At 64.0% G+C, this 1,762-nt stretch carries 2 protein-coding genes; one reads left to right on the forward strand and one right to left on the reverse strand.

Annotated features, from left to right (window positions below; translation table 11 throughout):
• The coding region (locus AB4Y86_RS18165; protein WP_441403545.1) for an amino acid permease at window positions 1–1,020 on the reverse strand (1,020 nt) is incomplete at its 3' end.
• Window positions 1,021–1,162: 142 nt separating this feature from the next.
• Between AB4Y86_RS18165 and AB4Y86_RS18170 the strand changes: the two genes are divergently transcribed.
• Window positions 1,163–1,762 (forward strand): LysR family transcriptional regulator (locus AB4Y86_RS18170; protein ID WP_441403546.1); only part of this gene is annotated, 600 nt, incomplete at its 3' end.

The raw sequence follows: 1,762 nt of genomic DNA on the forward strand, positions 1-1,762 counted from the left end.
GAACCAGACCCGGGTGACACCGAGGAGGAACGTCAGCATCACGGTCAAAATGGACAGCACGGCAAAGACGGAAATGATCGTCGCAATCACCGGCAGACCCACTCCGTTGAAGGCGGACGCGAAGCCGGCCTTGGGGTCGATGTCCTTGTAGTTCTGCATGCCCGTCAGGACCAAAGTCGCGGCGGCGTAGAGCAGCATGGCGACGATCAGGGACATGATGATCGCCTTCGGCATGTGCTTCTTCCCGTCCGTCGCTTCCTCCGCGGCCGTGCTCATGGCGTCGTAGCCGAACACCGCGAAGAACACCGTGGCGGAGCCGGCCAGTACGGGGCCAAAGCCGCTGGGCATGAACGGGTTGTAGTTGTTGGTGTTGATGTAGAAGATGCCCAGGCCGATGATGAACAGAATGAGGACCACCTTGATGGCAACCGCCACCAGCTCGAACCGGCCGAAGGTCTTGGTGCCGCGGGAAAGGATCCAGGTCACCAGCAGGCAGACGGCAATCGCGGGGACATTGACGACGCCGCCCGTCCCCTCATCGAACGTCGAGGTCATCCAGGCGGGCATGTGGAGTCCGATTCCGGCGAGGAACGCGTCGAAGTAGCCGGAGATGCCGATGGCGACCACCGCCACGATCGCGACGTACTCCAGCAGCAGGTCCCAGCCGATGAACCAGCCGATCACCTCACCCAGCGCCACATACCCGTAGGTATAGGCCGAGCCGGCGCGCGGAATCATGCCCGCGAATTCGGCGTAGGACAGGGCTGCCGCCGCGGACGCCAGCCCCGCGATCAGGAAGGACACCAGCACGGCCGGGCCGACGCCGGGCTCACCCTGGCTGCCGTGGGCCACCAGGCCCGCCAGCGAGAAGATGCCGACGCCGATAATGCCGCCGACGCCGATGGCCGTCAGTTGCCACAGACCCAGGCTTTTGAACAAGCCGCTGTGTTTGTTTTCCTCTTCAATGTCATCGATGGGCTTGCGCCGCATGATCGATTTGGTCAAGTCTCTGGTGCTCATCGGGGCCTCCCGCATAGAGGTGTCGCCCATCAACCCGCCCTGTGATGGGGCTTACTCGGTGACAACAGTATGCAAGCCGGATTCCATTAGATAAAGTGAATTCTCCTAATCAATAACCATTAGAATTCACAAAGGAATATTGATGCTCGACGTCCGGCGGTTGCGCCTGCTGCGCGAACTGAAGATCCGCGGCACGCTGGCCGAAGTCGCCGAAGCGCTGCAGTACAGCCCGTCGTCGGTCTCGCAGCAGCTGGCGCTGCTCGAGAAGGAAGCCGGCGTCGAACTCCTGCGGAAAACAGGCCGCCGGGTGCAGCTCACTCCGCAGGCGGAAGTGCTGGTGGCCCATACCGCCCAGCTGCTGGAAACGCTGGAGCAGGCGGAGGCGGACCTTGCCGCGTCGCTGACCACGGTGACCGGCACGGTGCGGATCGCCGTCTTCCAATCCGCGGCGTTGGCCCTGATGCCCGATGCCCTGACCCGGATGTCCGCCAGCTACCCGGAGGTCCGGGTCGAAATGATCCAGCGGGAACCCGAGACGGCCCTCCACGAAACCTGGGCGCGGGACTTCGATCTGGTCATTGCCGAACAGTATCCGGGTCACGCGGCGCCCCGGTACGCTGAACTGGACCGGATCCGCCTGACCGGCGACGCGATCCGGCTGGCGGTCCCGCCTGCGTCGCCGGAGCGCCTACCTGTCAACTCCCTTGCGGACACCGCGGGCCTGCCGTGGGTGATGGAGCCC

The sequence above is a fragment of the Arthrobacter sp. 2YAF22_2 genome, from assembly GCF_052114645.1.
In the GTDB taxonomy this organism is placed as follows: domain Bacteria; phylum Actinomycetota; class Actinomycetes; order Actinomycetales; family Micrococcaceae; genus Arthrobacter.